Consider the following 21,673-nt stretch of genomic DNA (forward strand, 5'->3'; position numbering starts at 1 on the left):
TTATTTATGAAATTGCACGCTGTAATATGATGGCATAATTGCTTGTGCTATATCTACTGTCCTGCCTTTACTTATGACAGTAAATAATTGTCTTTATTACGATGACGTAGCTGTAGAAAAAGTGTTAATAACCCGTATAAAGGTAAGGGATAAGCTGTGGTTTAACACGTAATAAATAGATATTTATATTTAACTTTCAACAAGATAAAAAATATAGAGAATTTTCTCGCAAAGCTATCAGTTTGCACTACAATTTAGTTTGCACTGTCTATTTTTTAAACATTATTCAAAATTTTAATCTTTCAGTATTTAAATTGAGAATATATTATTAAGTTCAATAGAATAGCGGTGATTAAAATATGCTCGCAAGCTCTGTTATATAGAAGTTAGGTTGAAGTTGTAGTTACCCAACAAAATCTATGGTTAGACTTAAAAGGATTTAGGTCAAATATTATTGATTGAAGTCTGAACAAGTTAATTAGCGCACGGCTCAACTCCTTTTGAGCCATTCCCCTGGAACCCGAAATTGCTGTTTATTTCGGGTCCTTTTTTATTTCTCTATCAACAACCTACGTAATAACTCCATCTACTTTTCTAAAGGCTGAACCATTTAAAGCTCGAACAATTGATTAAAGTTTTCAGTCGATTGTCTTGCAATATCTTCCACAGAGCAGCCACGAATACTTGCTAAATGCTTGGCCACTTCAACCACATAAGCGGGTTGATTTTGTTTGCCACGATGCGGAACTGGCGCTAAATAAGGAGAGTCGGTTTCAATGAGAAATCGGTCCGCTGGTACTTGCTTAGCAACTTCTCTTAGTTCATGTGCATTCTTAAAAGTTACGATCCCTGAGAATGAAATATAAAACCCTAAATCAATCGCTTGCTTAGCCATTTCCCAGTTTTCGGTAAAGCAATGTAAAATACCACCGACTTCTGAAGCATGCTCGCTACGCAGTAAATCAATGGTGTCTTGTCGTGCATCACGAGTGTGAATAATTAAAGGTTTTTTTACGTTACGCGCAACCTGAATATGCTTAACAAAAGCATCAAGTTGCAATTCTTTCGTTTCTGGCGCGTAATAGTAATCCAAGCCAGTTTCACCAATCGCAATGACTTTATCCGTTGCAGATAATTGTTCTAGCTGATCGATTGACGTAACGTGCTCTTGATTAAGTGGGTGAACGCCGCACGACAAATAAACATTGTCGAAAGCTAGCGTTTTCTCAACCATCGAGGGAAATTCTTCAAGTGTTACGCTCACGCATAACATTTTTTCAACGCCGACTGCACTAGCAGAAGAAACGACGTTAGCAATACTTTGGTTAAAATCAGAAAGATCGAGTCGATCTAAATGGCAGTGAGAGTCAATATACAAAATACACCTAATTGTTGTGTTACATGGTTAATGTTGGCTCAGAGGAGTTTAGGTGGCGTGCGATCATTTTTTCAATTTGTGCGCGAACATTTTCCGTGTCTTCAACAAAGCTTACACCAATACCAGGCGGTGTACCGTTTTGTGCCCCCACAGGTGTTAGCCAGCAAATAACGCCTTTTACACGTGATTTTTCTAATGAGTCTGGCAACAGCACATCTAGCTCTATTTCCGTGCCTAATTCAAAATACTCTGGTGTTCTAACAAACAGACCGCCGTTTTTCAAAAACGGCATATATGACTGATATAAGTCACGCTCTGTTAAGAACTCCAAATACAAGCTATCCATTCTTCCCCTCTTATACGGTAACAATTTCTTTTATTGTTATAGCAAGCTGTTGAGTTAATACATCTTGATTTGCTTGCTGATAGTCACGTGACCGCTTATTTGCTGACAATATTACCTGAAAAATACGCATCAGCGTATCACTATCCATAGATTGTGCCGCATGCCAGTTAATTTTATCGCTTTCGGGTGCCTGCCATCCCTGATTAACTCGCAATAATGTTGAAACAATACGTTCAAGCCAGATAAGCGCTCTAGGCTCCGCTAGAAGTGCTTGCTCAAATAATGGAAAGTTCAACGTACCAACAAGCAAATCTATGGTGGCCGACGCTAACTCTTCGTATGCTTGATTCTCTTGCACGCTCTGCAATTCTGGCAAGTAAGTTGTATTGGCGTATGGCTGGTGACCGATGTTTTGCTTGAATTGCTCGGTCAATAGTGGCCGTAATGATACTAACTGACATCGACTCAAAATAGTCGGCAACAAGCTTTCAATGTTGTTGGTTGTTAATACCAAAGTATTACCCAGTGAAGGCTCTTCAAGCGTTTTCAATAAGGCGTTAGCCGCCGCAACAGTCAGTTGCTCTACTTGTTTAATCAGCACGGTTTTTTGTGAGGCGATCTGTGGTCGAGTCTCCAGGAACTTGGTAACCGCACGGATTGACTCAACACCTATGGTCTTGTCGCCTTCATCTATGGTTAATAGATCGGGAAAACTTTGGCTCGCGATAAGTTTACAATGCTTACAATAACCACAAGGCGCTTGTTTAATGTTAACAGCAGTCTGATCGGCACTTTGTCCATTATTAACGTTAACGCACGCCAAACGAGATGCCAGCCAAAGCGCCAGCGTTGCTTTGCCAGCGCCAGCTTCACCAGTTATCAGTAGCGCGTGAGGCAGGCGCTGGGTGCGAATTTGCTGTACTAATGACTGCTGATGTTTGCTAAGCCAAGGGTATGAAGAGCTCATATTGGTCATATTAACTGACAAACTGGGCTAGTGCTTGTTTAATGTCTTGATGCACTTTTGACATCTCTTGGCTCGCATCAATTGATACTATCGTTTCATCTTCAGCCGCTAGTGATTGGTATTTTTGATGAACACGCTCAAAAAAGTCCATCTGCTCTAGCTCGATTCGATCGAGTGCACCACGCGCTCTCGCTCTAGCAAGGCCAATGCTAGGCGCAATATCTAAATATAAGGTCAAGTCAGGCTTAAAGCCTTTTAGCGTTACATCAGCAATCGTATTCATGACTTCATCCGCAATTTGTCGGCCGCCCCCTTGGTAGGCACGGGATGATAAATCATGACGATCGCCAATCACCCAAGTACCATTTTCAAGCGCTGGTTGAATAACGTTGGCAAGTAACTGACTACGGCTTGCATACATCAGTAAAAGCTCAGTTTCTTGGGTGATCGTTTCTTGGTGATCAGCAGATTTAACGATATTGCGTAATTGCTCGGCAAGCTTGGTACCGCCTGGCTCTCTGGTTTGAATAAAGTTAATATTTTGTTGGCTTAAATAGTCGGTAATCACATGAATAGCAGACGATTTCCCTGCTCCTTCCATGCCTTCAACAACAATAAATTTACCTTGTGTCATTAAGACTTTCCTAACTGATATTTTCTAACTGCTCGATTATGCTCAGTTAATGTTTTGGAGAATTGGTGGCTGCCGTCGCCTTTACTGACGAAATATAAGTAGTCACTATGCTCTGGATTCAACGCGGCTTGTATCGCCGATAACCCGGGCATTGCGATAGGCGTTGGTGGCAAGCCATTAATGCGATAGGTATTATACTCGGTTTTTTCTCTTAAGTGGGCACGCGTAATATCGCCTTGATAACGATCCCCTAAGCCATAAATAACCGTTGGGTCCGTCTGCAAGCGCATTTTTTTGCGTAAACGATTGACGAATACCGATGCAATGCGTGGCTGTTCACGTACTAAGCCTGTTTCTTTTTCGATGATAGACGCCATTATCAGTGCTTGATAAGGCGTTTGATATGGCAAGTCTGGTGCTCTGTTTTGCCATTGTTCATTCAAGGTTTCGTTCATCCGCTGATAAGCACGTTTGAGCAATTCAATATCTTTAGTGCCGACAGTAAATGCATAAGTATCGGGAAAAAACCAACCTTCCGGTTGTGTTAGCTCAAGCCCCAAAGCATCAACAATTGTTGATATATCGACGGCCGTATCACTTTTTTCAATCATTGGTTCATTGCGCAGTTGCACCAACCACTCACTCAATGTAGTACCTTCAATAAAGGTAATTTGTGCTTGATACTCTTTACCTTGTGCAATTCTGTCGATTAATGAATACAAATTATCTTGCGGTGTTACTTGATAGGTACCCGTTTTCAAGGCGACACGTGTTGGGTTTAAACGCGCGAAGTTTCTTAACCAAAAGCGATTCTCAATCAACTTTTTATCGACTAATGCCTTCGAAAATCGATGCATAGTATCGCCAGGCTTTATCGAGATAAGTTGCGCTTCGTTAATATTCAGTGGTGTACTCATGGCTTGTTGCATTTGTTGCCAGCCAATCGCGGCAATCACTGAAATAAGTGCACCTAATGCCAACAGGGTGAAAACTAACTTCTTGATCATAGCGTAAACTCTTTTTGCAACTTGTGAACAGGGGCGAGACTAAGTGCAGAGCCCGCAAACTTATGGACAGGAGCAATCCCAAGTACAGAATTACAAACTAACATGCTGTTGATGTCACTCATTACCAATTCCTTTTGTTCAACAATTTCCACTGAGTATTTATCGCTTTTTTTTAACTGCTGGATAAGATATTGCCTCGCCAACCCATCTACGCCCGACATCGAAAGGTTAGGTGTTAACCAAGTGCTTTTTTCATCAGAAGTTGCAAGACTAGCTTGCTGCTTAGTAAGCCAAAAAACATTGCCAGCACTCGCTTCAATTATATGACCTAAACAATTACTGACCAACAAGTCATCCTCTTCGCGTTCATCTAGTTCTTGTCTCACGAGTACTTGTTCTAACCGATTGAGATGCTTTATACCGGCCAGCAACGGATTAACGCCAAGCGCAGTTTTCGCTAACCCTAGATTGATCCCCTGTTGATGCCACGTGTTGTAATGTACAGGAAATTCATGAATTGAAATGATTACCTTACCTTGGGTGCAACCAAGTCGAGAATACCCTCTTCCCCCCTCACCTGCTGAAATCAGGACTTTGAGCACTGCCAGCGGGTAGTCTTTGGCAAGCTCGGCTAACCGCTGCTCTAAACCTGATAACTCTACATCAATTACAAGGCGCTGAACGCCGTTTAACAATCGTTCAATATGTGCAGATAGGTTTAATACTTTACCCTCAGCAATTTTTGCAGTGGTAAAAAGGCCATCACCATAGGCCAAGGCGCGATCACTGGTACTAATCTTTTGTCGGTTTTGTTTTTTTGGTTGTTGGAATATTTCGACGTAGCTATGTGACATGTAAAAATGACATGTAATACTTACATGCTAAAAATAAAAAAGCTTGAATACCTAAAGTATTCAAGCTTAATTGATTGATAGCAAGCGATATTTACGTGTTAACTACACCTTAGACGGTAATTAGCGACCGAAAATTTATTTAGCCTGTGTTACGTAAACTGCTTACTAATCGACTTTTTTAAACTCTTCTAAACTTTTTTAAATAATAAAGAGCCGTTTGTGCCGCCAAAACCGAATGAATTACAAAGTGCATATTCAAGGTCAACGTCGCGGGCGCCATCAGCAATGTAATCTAAGTCGCAGCCTTCGCTTGGGTTTTCTAAATTAATCGTCGGCGGTACTTTGCCATTAGCAATGGCCTGAATAGTAAAGATCGCTTCAACAGCACCGGCGGCACCAAGTAAATGACCTGTCATCGACTTTGTTGAACCTACCATCAATGCTTTTGCATGATCACCAAATACGGTTTTTACTGCGTTGGTTTCAGCAATGTCACCCGCAGGTGTCGATGTACCATGGGCATTAATATAACCAATTTTTGTAATATCGATGTCGGCATCATTAATAGCATTTTGCATTGCAGCAGCCGCACCTTCACCATCAGCCGGTGGTGACGTCATATGATGGGCATCACCGCTCATACCAAAGCCAACAAGTTCAGCGTAAACTTTTGCACCACGAGCTTTCGCGTGTTCATACTCTTCTAGCATAATTACGCCTGCACCATCACCCAGTACAAATCCATCTCTGTCTTGATCCCAAGGGCGAGAGGCTTTCTCTGGATCGTCATTTCGTGTTGATAAGGCACGTGCCGCGCCGAAGCCACCCATGCCTAGTGGCGTTGAAGCTTTTTCTGCACCGCCAGCAAGCATTGCATCGGCATCGCCGTAAGCAATCATACGCGCCGCATGACCAATATTGTGAACACCGCTAGTACACGCCGTGACAATTGAAATGTTTGGACCTTTTAAGCCGTACTGAATAGACAGGTGGCCTGAGATCATATTGATAATGGTCGCAGGAACAAAAAATGGTGATAGTCTACGTGGGCTGCTATTTAATAACTTCTCGTGGTTCTCTTCAATTAAGCCTAAACCGCCAATCCCTGAGCCGACAGCAACGCCAATACGTGCTGCATTTTGTTCTGTCACGTCAATGCCAGAATCTTTAATTGCCTGAATACCTGCGGCTACGCCGTACTGGATAAACAAGTCCATTTTTTTGGCTTCTTTTTTTGGCATATAGTCTTCAACATTGAAGTCTTTTACCAAACCAGCAAACTTAGTTGGGTAGTCTGTGGTATCAAAATGCTCAATCATGCTGATGCCACTTTGACCAGCAAGCAAGGCATTAAATGTTTGTTCAGGTGAATTGCCCAGCGGGCTCAACATACCAAGACCGGTAACTACAACACGTCGCATAGGAAGAGTTGCCTCCGATAGAATAGATTTTAGATAGGTAATTATAGTTCGTTAATGCTCAGTTTAGTTGATTCTATTTAACACGAGCGATAACGAGATGACTTAGGTAGAAAGTAATCAGGCGGTATGTACCGCCTGATTTAATAATTACTGGTTAGCTGTTACGTAATCGATTGCAGCTTGAACAGTTGTGATCTTCTCTGCTTCTTCGTCAGGGATCTCTGTGTCAAACTCTTCTTCTAACGCCATAACTAATTCAACAGTATCAAGTGAGTCAGCGCCTAAGTCGTCAACGAAAGATGCTTCATTCGTTACTTCGTCTTCGCTTACACCCAGTTGCTCAACTGTAATTTTTTTTACGCGTTCTTCGATAGTACTCATTTTTTTTCCTTTACTAGAATATGCAATTTTGCAAATTGCGTGTAGTGTATTCGCCAAAAGTTATCCATGCAAGCAACTAATTTTAGTTTTTGTTCTGGTCTAACCTGCTGGCCTGTATATATTTATATCAATTTTGTAGCATTTAACAAGGTCTGTAGCAAGCCTACTAGACCATGTACATACCACCATTTACGTGAATCGTTTCACCGGTAATGTAAGCTGCTGCATCAGACGCTAAAAAAGCAACCGTGCTAGCAATTTCTTCCGGCTTACCTAAACGATTCGCTGGTACTTGAGAAAAAATACCTTCTTTTTGTTCATCGGTCAGCGTTTGCGTCATATCTGTGTCGATAAAGCCAGGTGCGACGGTATTAACCGTAATTCCACGTGAGGCAACTTCTCTAGCCAATGACTTGGTGAAACCTAACAAGCCTGCTTTAGCTGTCGCATAGTTGACTTGGCCAGCATTACCCATAGTGCCAACAACAGAGCCAATATTGATTATGCGACCACAACGATTCTTCATCATTGGGCGCAATACAGCTTTACTTAGTTTAAAAACAGATGACAAATTAGTCTCGATAATATCGTCCCATTCATCTGCTTTCATGCGCATGATCAAGTTATCGCGCGTTATACCAGCGTTATTTACTAAAATATCGATAGCGCCATGCTCTGTTTTAATGGTTTCAAACATCGCCGCAATAGAATCATCACTGGTCACATTTAACACTAAGCCATGCCCTTGGCCTAAGTATTCACTAATTTTTTCAGCACCGTGCTCTGATGTAGCAGTACCAATAACAGTTGCGCCAAGCGCCTTAAGTTGGCTTGCTATAGCTTTACCAATACCGCGACTTGCGCCTGTAACAAGTGCGATTTTACCTTCTAAAGAAAACATATATTTCCTATTTTTAGTAGCTTTTAATAATCGCTAGGCTAAATCACTTAGTAAAGTGATTTAGCCTTTGCGAGTGTGTCATTGTCATTAACCGCTAAACACGTTAATGCTTTATTAATTCGTTTCGTTAAGCCCTGTAACACTTTACCTGGACCCACTTCTAATAAATTTTCTACTTGTTGGCTTGCCAAAAACTCAACCGTTTCTGTCCAACGAACTGGGCTGTATAATTGGCGAATCAAGGCGTCTTTGATGGCTTCAGCTGAATTTTCAAGCGCAACATCAACATTATTAACCACTGGTATGCTAGGTTCATTAAAAGTGACTTCAGCAAGTACCTTGGCTAGCTCGTCAGCCGCAGGCTTCATCAGCGCGCAATGTGATGGAACACTAACAGGCAATGGTAAAACACGCTTTGCACCAGCCTCTTTACAAAGTTCAGAGGCTCTTACAACCGCTTCACTGTTACCTGCAATCACGACTTGCCCAGGAGAGTTAAAGTTAACGGCGGAAACAACTTGATCTTGCGCTGCTTGCTGACAAGCTTCAACTATTGCATCATCGCCTAAGCCAATAACAGCAGCCATCGCCCCCACACCTTCAGGTACCGCAGCTTGCATAAATTCGCCACGCTTTTCTACGAGTGTTACGGCATCTGCAAGTGACAAGACACCCGCACATACCAATGCAGAGTATTCACCTAAACTGTGGCCAGCAAGATAAGCAGGCGCCAATTCACTTTCTGCTTTTAGCACACGCCACAACGCGACGCTGGCTGTTAGCAACGCAGGCTGAGTAAAGTTGGTTGAGTTAAGCTGTTCGGCTGGGCCCTGAGCAATTAATTGCCATAAATCATAGCCCAGTGCTGCAGATGCTTCTTGAAAAGTTGATTGTACAACTTCATGGTCGGCAAAATCGCTAAGCATGCCAACCGCTTGTGATCCCTGACCAGGAAAAACAAACGCTAAAGTATTTTGCATTTTTCTACCTAATATAATGTTGTTTATTAGTATTTAATAAGTGCTGAGCCCCAGGTAAAACCACTACCAAAGGCTTCTAATAATAAGGTTTGACCGCGCTGAATTCGACCATCTCGAATGGCCTCGTCAAGTGCTGTAGGGATTGTTGCAGCCGAAGTGTTACCGTATTTGTCCAACGTAACAACAACTTGTTCCATCGGCATATTAAGCTTTTTCGCAGTTGCTTTAATAATTCGTAAATTAGCTTGGTGCGGCACCAGCCAGTCGATATCGGATTTATCTAGATTGTTCGCAGCCAATGTAACGGTAACGATTTCACTCAGTTTTGTCACCGCACATTTAAAGACTTCATTACCTTTCATGTACAGGTATGCTTGCTCTTCGGTTAACAAACCACCGCGTTTTGGGGAATCCGCACCTAATAAGGTGCCATAATTGCCATCAGCATGAATATGGGTCGACATTACACCCGGTTGCTCTGACGCTTCTAGTAAAACAGCACCTGCACCATCACCAAATAAAATGATAGTGCCTCGGTCAGTCGGATCACATAAATGAGACAGCACATCTGAGCCAATCAGCAATACGCGTTTGGCCATGCCAGACTTAATATATTGATCTGCGACACTTAAGCCATAAACAAAGCCAGAGCATGCTGCTGCTATGTCAAATGCAGGAATATGAGGAATATTAAGATGTTTTTGCACATAGCAAGCTGCACTTGGTAAATCGGCATGCGAGCTTGTTGTTGCGACAATGATCATGTCAATGTCGGCAGAATCTATACCCGCCATCTCAATCGCGGCTTTAGCGGCTTCAGCGCCCATAAAGCCGACATTTTCGTCTTCACTGGCGATGCGGCGCTCTTTGATACCAGTGCGCTCTGTGATCCACTGATCTGTGGTATCTACCAGTTTTTCTAAATCTTCGTTGGTTCTAACTTGTGAAGGAAAGTAGCTGCCTGTGCCAACAATTTTTGCATACATATATTATTTAGGGCCTTGTAATAATTCTTGTTCCAACGTGTTTTTAATTTTCTGAGGAACTTGCCTTTCTACTTCTTTTACTGCTTCTAATATGGCGGTAAAAAGTGCTTTTGAATTAGCATTACCGTGGCTTTTGACGACAATGCCCCGCAATCCTATCAGACTTGCCCCGTTGTACTGGTCGGGGTTCAAGGTTTTAAACAGTTTTTTTAACGTTGGGGCCAAAAACTGCCCTAATATTTTGGTCACAACGTTCTTATCAAACACTTCTTTGACTTTTTCAAAGACTAAATTGGCTACCCCTTCACAGGTTTTTAACGCAACATTACCGACAAAGCCGTCACACACAATAACATCGGCTTTGTTATTGAAAATGTCATTGCCTTCAATAAAACCAACATAATTGATATCGGGACTCTCGGCAAGTTGTGCCGCCGCGAGTTTAATATGATCACTGCCCTTGATATCTTCTTCGCCCATATTAAGCAATGCAACTCTGGGTTTGTTGATACCGTCAACCTGCTCAGCCATCACCGCGCCCATCACACCAAATTGGTATAAGACATTAGCATCACAAAATACGTTGGCGCCAAGGTCGAGCATAAATACATGTTGGTTGGGTTGCTGTGTCGGCAAGGCTGATATCAATGCTGGCCGTTCAACGCCTGGCAAGGTTTTAAGGATCAAATGCGCAGTAGCAAACAAGGCGCCAGTATTACCCGCACTGACACACGCGTCCGCTTTTCCCTCGTTAACAAGGTCAATGGCTCTGCGCAGCGACGAATCTTTTTTGGTGCGCATTGCTGCGAGCGGCTTCTCGCCCATGGTGACCACTTGCGTGGTATGAACAATGGTAATTTGTGGGTGGTTTAACGCTTTTTGGCGTCTAAGATGACCTTGAATGGTGTCTTGGTCACCGCATAGGATAAGAGATAAGTAAGGAAGTTTTTCGACCGCCATAATTGCTGCTACGATCGAAACAAGGGGGCCTTTATCGCCCCCCATTACATCTAACGCTATGGTTAGATTCTTCAAAGCTGTGCTCGCCTAGTCGATTGACTATTTAGCGATAACTTTAACACCTTTGTAGAAACCGTCAGCTGTCACGTGGTGACGACGGTGAGTTTCACCAGATACTGGATCTACTGATAAGTTTTCTGCGGTTAAAGCGTCGTGTGAACGGCGCATGCCACGTCTTGAACGAGACTTTTTGCTCTTTTGAACTGCCATAGCCTAACTCCTAAAATCGGTTGCTAACTAAAATATAACTACTTGAGTTGTTTCAATACGTCAAATGGATTTGGCTTATCAAGCTCTTCAGGCAGTTCGCCCCATGTTGTATCGGCTTCACCTTTACAATCATCGAGTTCATGCCGTGGAATTAATGGAATCGCAAGTAATAACTCGTCTTCCACTAACTCTCGCAAGTTAACTTCACCATTTTCATCTAATTCTATTGCGTCATAATATGACGGCAAATCTGCAGCACCTTCTGCATTTTTAACCGGGCTAAACTGGAAATCAATTTCCAGAGTATGCGCAAATTCGTCATTACAACGTTGGCATATCAGCCCTACTGATGCCGAGCCCTTACCTGATATTACTATTAGGCCAAGTTCATCCACATCAAATTGAAAACTAACTTCGATTTGCTCGGTTGTGCTTTCACACGAGTCGAGTAATCGGTTCATTTCCGCTAACTGAAATATCCCGTCACACTCAAGTCTTCGTTGAGCGCTTTTGTAAGGATCTATCGTTACTGGTAGCTTAAGGTTCTGCATAGGGCGCGAATAATAAAGGGCTGACCTGCATGTGTCAAAAGAATTTTGTGCTTTTTCTTTAATTTTCGAGATTCAAACCTATATCAAGGAGTATCTTGTGCAAACTATGATAAGAAATTGTATAAATTATGAGAAATATCGTTCTAGGCTCTACTTCTATTTACCGAAAAGCCTTACTTGAAAAGCTCAACCTTCCCTTTGAGTGTATTAAGCCCAACGTTGATGAAACACCTTTAGAAAACGAGTCCCCCGAAGCCCTAGTTGCTCGCTTAGCACAAGCTAAAGCAAAAGCCGCTGGCACCAATTTGAACAATGCATTAGTGATTGGCTCAGATCAAGTTGCTGTTCACCAAGGAAAAATTCTTGGCAAACCTCACACCGTAGAAAATGCTATACAACAATTGACTGGTTTTAGTGGGCAATCTGTGACTTTTTTAACTGGGCTTAGCATTGTTGACACTCAATCAGGGCAAACACAAACAATTGTTGAACCTTTTATTGTACACTTTAGAGAGCTAACTCATGAAGCAATAGCAAACTATGTACATGCTGAAATGCCGCTTAATTGTGCGGGCAGCTTTAAAAGCGAGGGATTAGGGATCTGTTTATTTGAAAAGCTCGAAGGCGATGACCCTAATAGTCTAATCGGCTTGCCGCTAATTAAACTCACTAAGTTATTACAGCACTTTGGCGTTGATGTGCTAAATCAGCAATCAAGTAATAAACCATGTTAACGTTGCTAAGTAAAAGTTGATTAACAAAGGAAATAATAGCGCTAGTGCCCTGTCACTAGCGCTTTAAGCTCCAATATGGAATCGACAATGGCATTTGGCTGGCAAGCATCGAGAGACTCTCGCTTATCAGCTCCTAAGGTAATACCAATGCTGGCCACACCCGCGTTATTTGCCATGTTCAGATCGTGACGTGAGTCCCCTATCATCACGGCCTCTTCCGGTTTAACATTTAATTTTTCTAATAGCTGATGAATCATATCTGGCGCTGGCTTTGAAACAGACTCATCTGCACAAATAGTCATATCAAAGTGTTGATGGAGCTGAGTTTCATCCAACATATGATTTAACCCCTGCCGTGCCTTACCTGTTGCCACTGCCACTAACTTGTTTTGTGTTCTTAACAAGCTCAGCATTTCTTTGACATGCTCAAATAAAGGCGAGGCAACTTCAGTCGTTGAATATTGCGCTTTATAAGCAGCAATCATCTCATTCACAGTATGTGCTTCAAGATCGGGAAAGAGCTTTTGTAAAGCAGGTACTAAACTCAGGCCAATAATACTCTTTGCATCATCATCACTTGGTGGTGCTAAAGATAAGCGCTCTGCGGCAATTTGAATAGAAGTAACAATTCGGGCAATGGAGTCCATTAAGGTGCCATCCCAATCAAAGATATAAAGCTTGTAATTATCCATCGTTATTAGTTTGACCTTACTGCATCAATCTCGTCTTTATAAACTTCAAATGAAGTTGACCTTGAAACTGATATTAGATTTGTTTTTCTGTTTAAGTCGGGCAAAGAGGTTGTTAAAACAAACCAATCACTATTTAGATTGGCTTGTTTTAAGGTTTTTAAGTGCTTTGGCTAAGGCATTGTCCAGCGGTGCCTCAACCTTTAAACGTTTCTCGGTGCGCGGGTGGGTAAACTCAATACTTGCCGCATGTAAAAACAAACGGTTAAGGCCAGCTGCTTTCATTGCACCATCAAAATCTTCATGTCCATATTTCGGGTCACAAGCAATGGGGTGCCCTTTCGTTTGGCAATGCACACGAATTTGATGCGTTCGCCCTGTTACTGGAAAAGCGCGAACTAAGGTAGCACCATCATAATGCTGAATCACTTTATAGCGAGTTTCCGATTCTTTGCCATTAATGTTGTCAACAATCACCACTCGCTCGCCTGACTTAAGGTCATTTTTGCGTAGGCCTTCCGTCACTTTAGTTAGTTTCGGTGACCAACGACCTTTTACCAAAGCATGATAAAACTTCTGAACATTCTTCTTACGTAGTTGTTCGTGCAAATTACGCAAAGCGGAGCGTTTCTTTGCCACCACTAAACAGCCCGAGGTGTCACGGTCTAGACGATGCACTAGCTCCAACATTTTGGCTTGTGGCCTAAGGGCTCGCAATGCCTCAATTACGCCAAAGTTAACGCCACTACCACCATGTACTGCCATACCTGATGGTTTGTTAATAACTAGCAGCACTTCATCTTCGTATAGAATTTGTGACTCTAAGTTAGCAACGACATTAAGCTGAGTAGAGACTGGCGCAGACTTTTCTGAGACGCGAATAGGCGCCACGCGAATAATGTCTTCATCTTGCAGTTTATACTCTGGTTTAGTGCGTTTTTTGTTAACGCGAATTTCCCCTTTGCGGAGTAACCGATAAATCATACTTTTCGGCACACCTTTAAGGGTTTTCAATAAATAGTTGTCGATTCTCTGACCAGCGTCATCCGCTTCAACGGTAAAAAATCGTACTTTAGGTTTGTTCTCTTCGTTCATGGCGCGCAGTCTAGCATAAAAACGTAGTTTTTTAGCTAAAATAAACAGGTATTTGATTGCTATCTGCTAGCAGATAGTGGGATAATCGAGCCGCTGTGTCGCACAAGCATAAAACACAGCGTAAATTGGCAGCATTGTGTAGAAAAAGTCGAACGAAGACGAAAGAGAGTAAGAGGCAAAATGAGGCTACTTTAATGTGCGAAATAAGACACATTAACTGACAAGCCCGTTGTACAACAAAGCGCGTGTAACTTGCTTTGAGGCTACATAAACATTTTGTCCAGCGTACCAATGCTAAATAACAAAAATAACAACATCACCTAAGCCTTGGATTAACTCAATCATGTTAAACAAGCTTAGTTAAACACGTATGTTGTTGGCAGCACAGCACGCTAGCTGAGCACATAAAGAATTATTGTAGTGAGTCTGACAAACTTGCTATCTAACAATCAGAAGAAAATAACAGCTTACCGGGCAAAGGCACACTTAAGTCGGGTAAGAATGACACCCGTGAGGCTGACAACTAGCTGTTACCATTGCGATAGATTGCTTTGTGTTCTAAGCAAATGGTGTGCTGTGACCAAAATAGAGTCACAGAAACTATGAAACGTATGTTAATTAACGCTACACAGTCTGAAGAGTTACGTGTAGCCTTGGTCGACGGGCAACGCCTTTACGATTTAGATATCGAAAGCCCTGGCCATGAGCAGAAAAAGGCAAATATCTACAAAGCGAAAATTACTCGCATCGAACCCTCACTAGAAGCTGCTTTCGTTGACTATGGCGCCGAGCGTCATGGTTTCCTACCAATGAAAGAAATTGCCCGCGAATACTTCCCTGAAGGCTACAAATTCCAAGGCCGTCCTAACATTAAAGACGTGTTAACTGAAGGCCAAGAAGTAATCGTTCAGGTAGATAAAGAAGAGCGCGGTCAAAAAGGTGCTGCGCTTACTACCTTTATCAGCCTAGCGGGTAGCTACTTGGTACTAATGCCGAACAACCCACGTGCCGGTGGTATTTCGCGCCGTATTGAAGGTGACGAGCGCACTGAACTTAAAGCGGCACTTAGCAAACTAGACCTACCTAAGGGCATGGGCTTAATTGTTCGTACCGCTGGTGTGGGTAAAGACTACGAAGAGTTGTCTTGGGATTTAGACATCCTTCGTCACCACTGGAACACCATTGAAGAAGCTGCGGCAAGCCGCCCTGCTCCATTTTTGATTCACCAAGAAAGTGGCCTAATCCAGCGCGCTATTCGCGATTATTTACGTCGTGATATTGGTGAAGTCATCGTTGACCGCCCGAAAATTTTTGAGCGTGTTAAACAGCATATCGAATTAGTTCGTCCTGACTTTGCCAGCAAAATTAAGCTATACACTAACGACGTTCCGCTATTCACCCACTACCAAATTGAAACGCAAATTGAATCTGCGTTCCAACGTGAGGTGCGTTTGCCGTCAGGTGGCTCGATCGTTATCGACCCAACTGAGGCGATGATCTCTATTGATATCAACTCAGCACGTGCAACAAAGGGTGGCGATATTGAAGAAACGGCTTTCAATACCAACCTAGAGGCAGCAGAAGAAATCGCTCGCCAATTACGCTTGCGTGACGCTGGTGGCCTTGTGGTTATTGATTTTATTGATATGACGCCAACACGCCATCAACGCGAAGTGGAAAATCGTTTACGAGACGCTGTTCAACAAGACAGAGCGCGCATTCAGCTAGGTCGTATTTCACGCTTTGGCTTGATGGAAATGTCACGTCAGCGTTTACGTCCATCGATTGGTGAAACTAGTCAAAATGTTTGTCCACGATGTAACGGCACTGGCCAAGTACGTGGTATTGAATCACTAGCGTTATCAATTCTTCGTTTAATGGAAGAAGAAGCCATCAAAGAAAACACTGCGCATGTGCAAGCACAAGTACCTGTGCCAGTGGCAACTTACTTATTAAATGAAAAACGTCGCTCGGTAATGCACATTGAAAAGCATCACGGCGTAAAAGTATTGATCATTCCGAATCCGAACATGCATACACCACAATATGAAGTATTGCGCGTTCGTGAAGACGAAACTATTGATGAAGCAAGCTACAACGTTAAGACAAAGCCTGCTGAAGTTGAAGAAGCTGTAATGCCAAAATTCAACAAAGAAGCAGCGAAAAAAGACGAGCCGGTTATTCAAGGGATGTCTGCTCCTAAGCGAGCACCTGCGCCTGCCCCAGCAAACAACAAGCCACAAGCGAGCAACAAACCTGCAGAGAAAAAAGGTTTATTTGCTTCTTTTGTTAACTGGTTAGGTGGTTTGTTCTCTGAAGAAGAGGAAGAGCAAAAAGAAGCGCCGAAAGCTAAACCAAGAGGTCGTCGTGACGACAGAGGCGGCCGTGATAATCAGCGTAACCGTAAAGGTCGCAACGCAAACCAGCGTCGCAACAATCGTCAGTCAGCTAAAGACAGAGACGAAAACAAAGACGTTAGAGAAGCAAAAGACACGCGCAATAACAAACCGAAAAAGCCACGTAAGCCAGAGCAAGATAAAGCTGCGCAAAAGCCTAAGGAAGAGAAAGTTGCAGAGCGCAGACAGAGACGTAACAATCGCAAGAAAGTGCGTGTGGCTGATGAAAATGCAGTTCAAAGAGAAACTGACGTTTCAGTAGCAAAAGCTGAAGAACGCAATTCAGACGCTAAACCATCAAGACAAGCGAAACCGAAGAAGGCTGAACATAAAAAGGCTGAGCACAAATCGGTTGAACGTAAGTCAGCAGATGAAAGCACTGTTTCAGAGAGCGCTCAACACGAAAGCTCTCAACAGGAAACCAAACCTAAGCAGTCAAAACCGCAAAGAAAGCGTAACAAACCGCATGCGGAAAAAACTGACAATGCAGCATCTGTTGAACAGCTAACGGAAACGCATACGAGTGAAGTCCCAGCGACTGAGGCAGTAGAAGGCGATAAGCCAGAGCGTACACGCAACCGTCGTTCACCGAGACACTTACGCTCTCATGGTCAGCGCCGCCGCCGCTCAGCGGAAGACACAAATGCCGAAAAAAATGCAGCAGGTGATAATTCAGCAGTTGCTGCGTCAGATATCGCTAACACTGAAGTCAATGATGCTCAGACAACCAGCACTCAAACTGACAGGGTGCAAGTTGAAAGCATTCAGCAACCTGTTAACGAACAAGCTGTTGCTGAGATTACTGAAGATCCAGTAGAAGCACGCTACCCTGAAGTTACTCAGCAAACTGAAGCTGCTATTGTCGCCGAGCCAAAGGCAGAAGTTCAACAAGAGCTGCCTGGCTTAGATTCAGGTTTAGACTCTCGCTTAGGCAACGAACAGCAAGCTCAAGCTATTGCTGAACAACCTACGGCCGCTGATATAGAAGTTAAAGCACCTGTAGTAAAAGACGCAGTGGTGCAAGCTGTTGAGGAAGAGGCTGTGGCAGAAACATCTACAGATGTCGAACAAGAAGCCCCAGTTACTGCTGAAAAACCAGTAAAAGTAGCTGCTAAAGCTAAAACGGCTAAACCTAATAAAGTGTCACAATCGTTTAAAGGTAAAGCAAGTTCGCCTATGGCAAAACCTATCACTGTTGATACGGTGAACTCGATTCCGTCGGCTGCAATGCCAATTGAACAGCGATTGATTGTTCAGAAGTCTGAACAGCAAGCAATTAGAGCGCTAGTGGTTAATACAAGCCAATCAGGGCCAGCAAAGCCCTAATCAACTCTACTAAAGCTAAAATACAAAAAGGCCAGCGATTTAGCTGGCCTTTTTAATTTACTCTTATTGAAAACAGGCTTTATATCTTGAGTAAGTGCCGATTATTTTCAATAAAACGCTCCCCTATTCCCTTTACGTTTGTTAAATCATCAATGCTAATGAAGTTGCCATTTTCCAGACGATAGTCGATGATTGCCTGCGCTTTTTTCTTGCCGATTCCTTTTAGCAGCACAAGTTGTTCCATCGTTGCCTGATTGACATCTATTAGCTCCTGAATAACCACCTGAGTGTTGGTAGCACTTATTTCAGGCACGTTGTTCGCCAATGATGAATGTGAAAAAAGAGTAAGGGACGCTACTATCGCAGCGAAGATAATGTTTTTCATGATCAATCCTTGTAATGTTTTCCATTTTATTTAATCAGCTACTTAATGTAGCTGACTAAACAATTAGTACGCATTTCTCAGATTGTCAAAATTTATGCCGTTGTTTGAAGTTGTAACAAGAATTAGCTGCTAAGTGACTGATTGATCTCTCGCAATACTTGGTGAGGGTTATCTGATTTTGTGATTGGACGGCCAATTACTAAGTAATCTACACCAACAGCTACGGCCTGCTCAGGTGTCATGATACGTTTTTGATCATCCGTACTGCTACCTGCTGGTCGAATACCTGGAGTTACCAGTTTAAAATCATCGCCAAAAGTATCTTTTAGTGATTCGGCTTCCCATGCAGAACATACCACACCATCTAGGCCAGCATTTTGTGTCAGTGTAGCTAGACTGTTAACATGCTCAGCAGGCGATTTTTCAATACTAATACCCGCAAGATCGTCTTGGCCCATGCTTGTTAGTACAGTCACTGCAATCAAAAGCGGTGCTTTATCACCATAAGGTAGTAACGCTTCTTTTGCTTTTTCCATCATTTTTGTACCACCAGAGGCATGTACATTTACCATCCATACACCTAATTCTGCAGCGGCAGTAACTGCTTTTGCCACTGTGTTTGGAATGTCATGAAATTTCAGATCTAAAAATACATCAAAGCCACGTTTAACGAGCTCGCGCACAAACTCAGGGCCAAAGTAAGTAAACATCTCTTTGCCTACCTTAAGGCGACAATCACCTGGCTGTATCTTATCTACAAAGGCTAGCGCGTCTGCTTGGTTATCAAAATCTAAAGCAACAACTACTTTTGCATCAGTCATGAAGAAATCTCATTTGTAAAATTTGCGCTATTCTAGCTTGAAACTGTTTAAATATCGAAAGATTAGTTTATTGATGGCCAAAACAATACCAATCTATCGCCAATAACAAGGCACTTGATCTATATGATCATTGATTTTTTCTAATCAATTGACTTAGATAAGAAATAAATTCTAAAGAAATACGATCTAGTAACTAATCTTAAATAAAAACTAAGCATATGAAGTCGATATTCAGCTCGTTTAAAAAGCGTCTCCAGCAGCCAAAACCTTTGCAGTGGTATATCAGTGCCCCCTTACCCCTGTTTGCCGGACTAGCGCTAATGTTGGTATTGCTAGTCGCACCCAAAGTCATTGAAGACCTAGTAAAAGCTAATGCCGTTGAAACCGCGGTTGATTTGACTAAAACGTTGCAGAAAATCAGAAACTATTATGCAGAGCACGTGCTTAGTGAAGTAAGTAATACCGAAAGCATCGAAATCACCCACTTACATAAGCTGAGCGACAACAGTATCCCTATTCCAGCCACCTTTTTAATGGAAATGGCACAGTCATATTCTGAAGAAGACAAGCTACGTGTCAATGTGACTAGCCCATACCCTTTTAATTCAAGAAAAAGCAGGGCCATGGATGACTTTCAAAAATTGGCATGGCAGCAATTAACACTTAATCCAGAACAACCGGTTAGTACCTTTGATAATGTTGCGGGAAATCGTGTCGTTAAAGTAGCGCTTCCAGACAAACTAACAGCAAGTGCCTGTGTTGACTGCCACAATTCTCATCAAGATTCGTCTAGAAGAGATTGGCAACTTGGCGATGTTAGAGGCATTCTGGAAATTACTGTCGATGTAGAGCTCAGTTTGAAACGTGCAAACCAACTAAGTTTTATGATGATTCTAGTGAGTTTTGTCAGCTTATTGATACTTGTACTGTTTAACCGCCATATTGCCAAAAAAGTTGTTACACCACTGTCTGCAATAACTTCAGCAATGACATCTTTGTCGGAACGCAAAATTGTCAGTACAGAAAGCTCACACTCAGGTTACAAAGAAGTTAATGCGCTAGGTAACGCATTTTTAAACTTCCAAAATAGTGAGCAGAAGCGACAAGCGCTAGAGAACGAAGTACGTCAACTTGCTTATTATGATTCGTTAACTGGCCTACCTAACCGCAGTGCCGCGTTAGAGCGGCTGAACGAGCAAGCAAATTTGGCAAGTACCAAGCATTCATTTGCGCTGATCATCATTAACATTGAAAAATTCAATGAGATAAACGATACACTTGGCTACAACATTGGCGATCAAACACTAATCCAAGTAGCTAAACGCATCACCGACGTTTTTGCCCAAGAGTATGTTGCACGCTTTAATACCACAGAATTTGCGGTAATAATGCCGTGTAACAACGCCAAGGGCGAACCATGCCCATTGAAAGTAGAAGCAATGACCAAGCAAGTTATTAATCGCTTGCAATCGCCAATGATGATTGAGGAACATCAATTGCACTTGTCGATTTCAATTGGTATTAATCAAGTCGTGAATTCAGCGAGTAATGAACAACAAATAAATGAAATCGTCGCTCATGGTAATATTGCCCTTCACCAAGCTGAAACCAGCCATACGCAAAAAATTGTTACCTATACACCAGAGCTTTCCAATGCGCTCAACCAGCGTGTTTCAATGATTAAAGCACTTAAACTTGCCATTGCTAACAATGAATTAGTGCCTTTCTTTCAACCGCAGCTTGACTTAACTAGCGGTGAACTAGTGGGTGCCGAGGTACTACTTCGCTGGATCAAACCAGACGGCACATTGGTACCACCCTTTACTTTTATTCCACTTGCCGAAGCTTCAGGGTTGATTTTACCAATCGGTAAACTCGTACTTGAACAAGCATGTCAGCTCAACAAGCAATGGCAAGACAAAGGATTTAAACCTTTTAGAGTGGCGGTAAATGTCTCAGGCGTGCAGTTTGATCAGGACAACATCGTTGATGAAGTCAGTAATGCATTAACATTGTCTGGGTTAGAGCCTAAGTGGTTAGAACTTGAGGTTACAGAAACCGCGTTAATGGCAGATATTAACGAAATCATCGCTAAGTTGTCACAGCTTCGAGAACTAGGGATTGAATTAGCCATTGACGATTTTGGCACTGGCTATTCTTCATTAAACTATTTGAAACGCCTGCCAATTAATCGACTGAAAATAGATCAGTCTTTTGTCCGCAATGTTATCGACAATGAAGACGATCAAGCAATTATTGAAATGATTTTAAATCTAGGTAAATCAATGAAGCTTAGTGTGCTCGCGGAGGGCGTTGAAGGGCCCGCGGAAGAAGCATTTTTGAAATCAATGAACTGTGATGAAGTGCAGGGTTACTATTACGCTAAGCCTATGCCTGCAAGTGATTTTGAAGTTTATTTATCTAAACTCAACTAAGGCTAATTAATGTAACTATTGCGAATATTGCATGTTCAAGCACTAACTCGTTGCGCTCTTGTTAACATTACTCTAGATATGATGATTGACAGCTGAGCGCAGTAAAATTTAAGAGCTTAGCAATAAGTGTAGTTTCGCCCAGTTTTTTCTAGCCTT

21 protein-coding genes are annotated in these 21,673 nt (G+C 42.4%); 3 read left to right on the top strand and 18 right to left on the bottom strand.

Annotated features, from left to right (window positions below; genetic code table 11):
* Positions 1-610 precede the first annotated feature (610 nt).
* The 14 genes from DXX92_RS10860 to yceD all read right to left on the bottom strand — a co-directional run bounded on the left by DXX92_RS10860 (position 611) and on the right by yceD (position 11,636).
* The gene (locus DXX92_RS10860; RefSeq protein ID WP_116000463.1) at positions 611-1,378 is read right to left on the bottom strand and encodes a TatD family hydrolase; all 768 of its coding nucleotides are present in this window, start codon (positions 1,376-1,378) and stop codon (positions 611-613) included.
* A 19-nt stretch (positions 1,379-1,397) separates the two neighbouring features.
* Entirely contained in the window at positions 1,398-1,724 is a 327-nt protein-coding gene (locus DXX92_RS10865) for a PilZ domain-containing protein (protein ID WP_116000464.1), read from the bottom strand.
* 10 nt (positions 1,725-1,734) lie between these two features.
* Positions 1,735-2,691: a DNA polymerase III subunit gene (locus DXX92_RS10870; RefSeq protein ID WP_181901742.1), complete on the bottom strand. Its 957-nt coding sequence runs from the start codon at positions 2,689-2,691 to the stop codon at positions 1,735-1,737.
* Positions 2,692-2,701: 10 nt separating this feature from the next.
* Positions 2,702-3,325: a dTMP kinase gene (gene tmk, locus DXX92_RS10875; protein WP_116000466.1), complete on the bottom strand. Its 624-nt coding sequence runs from the start codon at positions 3,323-3,325 to the stop codon at positions 2,702-2,704.
* A complete protein-coding gene (gene mltG, locus DXX92_RS10880; RefSeq protein WP_116000467.1) occupies positions 3,325-4,332 on the bottom strand; it encodes an endolytic transglycosylase MltG in 1,008 nt (335 codons plus the stop codon). The genes tmk and mltG overlap by 1 nt, the downstream gene beginning before the upstream one ends.
* Entirely contained in the window at positions 4,329-5,186 is an 858-nt protein-coding gene (pabC, locus tag DXX92_RS10885) for an aminodeoxychorismate lyase (RefSeq protein WP_116000468.1), read from the bottom strand. Before pabC ends, mltG begins: the two co-directional genes overlap by 4 nt.
* Positions 5,187-5,374: 188 nt before the next feature.
* The gene (fabF, locus tag DXX92_RS10890; RefSeq protein WP_116000469.1) at positions 5,375-6,607 is read right to left on the bottom strand and encodes a beta-ketoacyl-ACP synthase II; all 1,233 of its coding nucleotides are present in this window, start codon (positions 6,605-6,607) and stop codon (positions 5,375-5,377) included.
* A gap of 147 nt (positions 6,608-6,754) precedes the next feature.
* Positions 6,755-6,988 (bottom strand): acyl carrier protein, encoded by a 234-nt coding sequence (gene acpP / locus DXX92_RS10895; RefSeq protein ID WP_116000470.1) that lies wholly within the window; start codon positions 6,986-6,988, stop codon positions 6,755-6,757.
* A 166-nt stretch (positions 6,989-7,154) separates the two neighbouring features.
* Positions 7,155-7,889 carry a 3-oxoacyl-ACP reductase FabG gene (gene fabG, locus DXX92_RS10900; RefSeq protein ID WP_116000471.1) on the bottom strand — a complete coding sequence of 245 codons (735 nt, stop codon included), beginning with the start codon at positions 7,887-7,889 and terminating at the stop codon, positions 7,155-7,157.
* Positions 7,890-7,936: 47 nt separating this feature from the next.
* Complete coding sequence (gene fabD, locus DXX92_RS10905) at positions 7,937-8,869, bottom strand: ACP S-malonyltransferase (RefSeq protein WP_116000472.1); 933 nt, start codon at positions 8,867-8,869, stop codon at positions 7,937-7,939.
* 26 nt (positions 8,870-8,895) lie between these two features.
* Complete coding sequence (locus tag DXX92_RS10910; protein ID WP_116000473.1) at positions 8,896-9,855, bottom strand: beta-ketoacyl-ACP synthase III; 960 nt, start codon at positions 9,853-9,855, stop codon at positions 8,896-8,898.
* Between the two features lie 3 nt (positions 9,856-9,858).
* Complete coding sequence (gene plsX, locus DXX92_RS10915) at positions 9,859-10,860, bottom strand: phosphate acyltransferase PlsX (RefSeq protein WP_245961547.1); 1,002 nt, start codon at positions 10,858-10,860, stop codon at positions 9,859-9,861.
* A gap of 54 nt (positions 10,861-10,914) precedes the next feature.
* Positions 10,915-11,085 carry a 50S ribosomal protein L32 gene (gene rpmF, locus DXX92_RS10920; protein ID WP_116000475.1) on the bottom strand — a complete coding sequence of 57 codons (171 nt, stop codon included), beginning with the start codon at positions 11,083-11,085 and terminating at the stop codon, positions 10,915-10,917.
* A gap of 38 nt (positions 11,086-11,123) precedes the next feature.
* The gene (gene yceD, locus DXX92_RS10925) at positions 11,124-11,636 is read right to left on the bottom strand and encodes a 23S rRNA accumulation protein YceD (RefSeq protein ID WP_116000476.1); all 513 of its coding nucleotides are present in this window, start codon (positions 11,634-11,636) and stop codon (positions 11,124-11,126) included.
* 128 nt (positions 11,637-11,764) lie between these two features.
* On the opposite strand from yceD, the gene DXX92_RS10930 reads away from it, so the two are divergent.
* Positions 11,765-12,370 (top strand): Maf family protein, encoded by a 606-nt coding sequence (locus tag DXX92_RS10930; protein WP_116000477.1) that lies wholly within the window; start codon positions 11,765-11,767, stop codon positions 12,368-12,370.
* 41 nt (positions 12,371-12,411) lie between these two features.
* Here the strand turns inward: DXX92_RS10930 and DXX92_RS10935 are convergent, their stop codons facing one another.
* Both DXX92_RS10935 and rluC read right to left on the bottom strand, forming a co-directional pair.
* A complete protein-coding gene (locus DXX92_RS10935) occupies positions 12,412-13,062 on the bottom strand; it encodes an HAD family hydrolase (protein ID WP_116000478.1) in 651 nt (216 codons plus the stop codon).
* Between the two features lie 129 nt (positions 13,063-13,191).
* The gene (rluC, locus tag DXX92_RS10940) at positions 13,192-14,154 is read right to left on the bottom strand and encodes a 23S rRNA pseudouridine(955/2504/2580) synthase RluC (RefSeq protein WP_116000479.1); all 963 of its coding nucleotides are present in this window, start codon (positions 14,152-14,154) and stop codon (positions 13,192-13,194) included.
* Between the two features lie 602 nt (positions 14,155-14,756).
* Here rluC and rne point away from each other — a divergent pair.
* Complete coding sequence (gene rne / locus DXX92_RS10945) at positions 14,757-17,876, top strand: ribonuclease E (protein ID WP_116000480.1); 3,120 nt, start codon at positions 14,757-14,759, stop codon at positions 17,874-17,876.
* A gap of 79 nt (positions 17,877-17,955) precedes the next feature.
* Here the strand turns inward: rne and DXX92_RS19380 are convergent, their stop codons facing one another.
* Together DXX92_RS19380 and pyrF are read right to left on the bottom strand one after the other, a co-directional pair.
* Positions 17,956-18,261 (bottom strand): ComEA family DNA-binding protein, encoded by a 306-nt coding sequence (locus tag DXX92_RS19380; RefSeq protein ID WP_116000481.1) that lies wholly within the window; start codon positions 18,259-18,261, stop codon positions 17,956-17,958.
* Positions 18,262-18,383: 122 nt separating this feature from the next.
* On the bottom strand, positions 18,384-19,082 hold the full coding sequence (gene pyrF, locus DXX92_RS10955; RefSeq protein ID WP_116000482.1) for an orotidine-5'-phosphate decarboxylase: 699 nt from the start codon (positions 19,080-19,082) through the stop codon (positions 18,384-18,386).
* Between the two features lie 218 nt (positions 19,083-19,300).
* On the opposite strand from pyrF, the gene DXX92_RS10960 reads away from it, so the two are divergent.
* The gene (locus DXX92_RS10960; RefSeq protein ID WP_116000483.1) at positions 19,301-21,517 is read left to right on the top strand and encodes an EAL domain-containing protein; all 2,217 of its coding nucleotides are present in this window, start codon (positions 19,301-19,303) and stop codon (positions 21,515-21,517) included.
* Positions 21,518-21,673: the final 156 nt, after the last annotated feature.

This window comes from Thalassotalea euphylliae (genome assembly GCF_003390395.1).
Lineage (GTDB): Bacteria > Pseudomonadota > Gammaproteobacteria > Enterobacterales > Alteromonadaceae > Thalassotalea_F > Thalassotalea_F euphylliae_C.